1 protein-coding gene is annotated in these 455 nt (G+C 50.8%); it reads right to left on the bottom strand.

What is annotated here, in order from left to right; translation table 11 throughout:
* Positions 1 to 261: 261 nt before the first annotated feature.
* Positions 262 to 455, bottom strand: a 194-nt coding sequence (locus F0L68_RS44230) for a hypothetical protein (RefSeq protein ID WP_223199644.1), incomplete at its 5' end; no start/stop codon positions are given.

The following is a 455-nucleotide window of genomic DNA, read 5'->3' as shown; positions in this document are numbered from 1 at the left end:
CAGAGACCTCGTCCACTACTTAATACTGCTTAAAAGGTTAAGCCCGGCACAGCTCGACCCTCAGAGCCAATCCTTTTTCCGAAGTTACGGATCGAGTTTGCCGACTTCCCTTACCTACGTGTGTCTGACTCTGCAGAGGCTACGAACCTTGGAGACCGGCTGCGGAGATAGGGTACGATGCGCCTCGAACACTATGGAGCACATAACACTCAGAGAGATGTATACTTAAGGGGAGGAGAATAGTGTGCACTCCAACCACCTTCAGTACACAGTGTTAGCCAAAGTGTTTTTTACGAGATCACACCCCTCGGCCACCTTTTCACGGATCGGCAGCAACCACGAGACGCACACAACAGACGTGGCGCTCTGCCGCAAAACACGAACCCTTGAGCCAAACAAATTGTTTGTAGGGAGCGCAAGTGCGTTAAGCAGAAAAGAAAACTCTTCCTCGAGTT

This window comes from Solihabitans fulvus, from assembly GCF_008386585.1.
Lineage (GTDB): Bacteria > Actinomycetota > Actinomycetes > Mycobacteriales > Pseudonocardiaceae > Solihabitans > Solihabitans fulvus.
The sequence above is the reverse complement of the archived record's forward strand: the minus strand, read 5'-3'. Positions and strand labels throughout refer to the sequence as shown.